A 638-nucleotide genomic window follows, 5' to 3' on the forward strand; every position below is an offset into this window, starting at 1 on the left:
AACACTTGGTTTTTTTAATAAAAAGATCAAGAAAACACAGCTGCCTGCTTGACCGGAACTTTCTAATGGGTGACCCCCTCACTTCTTTGCTCTTCAAAAGAGAACCCCTTAAAAACAATCTTGAAGATAGAGCCTGAACGCATTTCAATTATATGGTTGTAAGCGCCGCCAGTAATACTAATGCGATGATCCAATATATCTCCATGGAAAGTATCATTTGGGTTAAAACTATTTTCTGAACCTAAGAACTCATAGGCGACAACATCTGAATAGATTAACACTAGTGTTCTATCATGTTGTTGACCAAGTAGCTTTAATGTCACTCTTAACGAGCATTCAAATGGCCGTGTATTGTTTCTAAGTTCTTCTGTACACAGCGAAGATACCCATGAATCGTGAAGTGATTGAGGGTGATTCAATTCGTAGTGGTCTTCGTTTGATGCAAAAGAAAATAGCTCTGGAGGCATAGACTTTTTGTTTGCCTTAATTGAATCAATATAATCGTCAAAGCTAATATTCATTACACAGTACTTTCCCTGGCACATAGACATAATGACTCCCACACGGTGTTAGCCTCCGCTTTTCGTGGGTTAGCTTAATTCAAAGCCAGAGCCATAATTAGTTTGTCAATTAACTAA

At 38.1% G+C, this 638-nt stretch carries 1 protein-coding gene; it reads right to left on the reverse strand.

The window, feature by feature from the left end:
* Positions 1-62: 62 nt before the first annotated feature.
* Entirely contained in the window at positions 63-551 is a 489-nt protein-coding gene (locus R0J88_RS18695) for a hypothetical protein (protein ID WP_410900687.1), read from the reverse strand.
* Positions 552-638 lie beyond the last annotated feature (87 nt).

The sequence above is a fragment of the Pseudoalteromonas sp. SIMBA_162 genome (genome assembly GCF_046535955.1).
GTDB classification, from domain to species: domain Bacteria; phylum Pseudomonadota; class Gammaproteobacteria; order Enterobacterales; family Alteromonadaceae; genus Pseudoalteromonas; species Pseudoalteromonas marina.

Bases quoted from the DNA above. Each gene is read 5' to 3' on its own strand.
- R0J88_RS18695 (WP_410900687.1), bottom strand. From the start codon at position 551: ATGTCTATGTGCCAGGGAAAGTACTGTGTAATGAATATTAGCTTTGAC.